Genomic DNA, 1,055 nt, shown 5'->3' on the forward strand with positions numbered 1-1,055 from the left:
GGCTTTGTTGCGGAATTCAACTTGAGAGCGAACACTAGCTAAATCGTTTGTATTTTAAACGATATACTGGGTTTCGGGCATACCTATCCCTGTTAGCTTGTTGAGTGCTTTGAGCATGGCGTATGTTTCCCCAACTTGTGCGTTGTAATTTCGAAGCGTGAGTGAAGCGCCTAGTAGCTGTTTTACGCGATACATAGCGGTCTCCGACAATGAACGCCTGTGGTAACCATACTTTCGTTTCCATTTTTTGTTCGAACCATAGAGCTTTTGGCAACCAACCGCCAGATTACGTGGATGCCCCTTTTCCCAGAAGGCGGCTCCTTCACGTGGAGGGATTAGAGGTATCGCTTTCTTAACCCTAATCGCCCTGTGGCACTCCCTTGTATCGTATGCGCCATCTCCCGAAATTTCCTTGATGGATCGGCGTGTTTGTTTGAGTAAATTTGGGAGTACTTCCGCATCTGTCACGCCTGAAAGTGTCAGTTCAGCTGCAATAATTTCATGAGTGTCAGTATCAACAGCAAGATGGAGTTTACGCCAGACTCGACGCTTGCCATCGGTTCCGTGCTTTTTCACTTTCCATTCGCCCTCACCGTATACCTTGAGCCCAGTTGCATCAATAGCCAGGTGTTGGATAGCGCCTCGTGATGAGGCTTTGAAATTAATCTTTACATCCTTAGCTCGGCGACTGATGCAAGTATAGTGGGGGCAAACCAATGGGACGTTCGCCAATCTAAAAACAGAGTCGATAAAGCCTTGTAGCGCCCTTAATGGTAAGGAAAAAATGCGCTTTACCATGAGAGCAGTCGTGATAGCGAGATCACTAAACAATCTTGGTCTACCACGTTTATCCTGTTTAGATTGTTTCCACTCAGTTATGGCCTCTTCGTCAATCCAAAACGTGAGTGAACCTCTGTTGATCAAGGAGTTATTGTACTTGCACCAGTTAGTGGTTTTGTAGCGAGGCTTCGGCATGAAATCAAAGTCAGTGAATGAATGTCCCTGATCTGATCGTAATATTCTGATTTAGTTCATTCGATTTACGCAACAAAGCC

The 1,055-nt window shown here is 45.7% G+C and carries 1 protein-coding gene; it reads right to left on the reverse strand.

The window, feature by feature from the left end:
* Positions 1-54 precede the first annotated feature (54 nt).
* Complete coding sequence (locus tag R8O11_RS25235) at positions 55-975, reverse strand: IS5 family transposase (protein WP_318194613.1); 921 nt, start codon at positions 973-975, stop codon at positions 55-57.
* Positions 976-1,055 lie beyond the last annotated feature (80 nt).

The sequence above is a fragment of the Vibrio sp. 1288 genome, assembly GCF_033344475.1.

What these genes read in the sequence shown, in the direction of transcription:
- R8O11_RS25235 (WP_318194613.1), bottom strand. Translation starts at nt 975, where the DNA reads ATGCCGAAGCCTCGCTACAAAACCACTAACTGGTGCAAGTACAATAAC.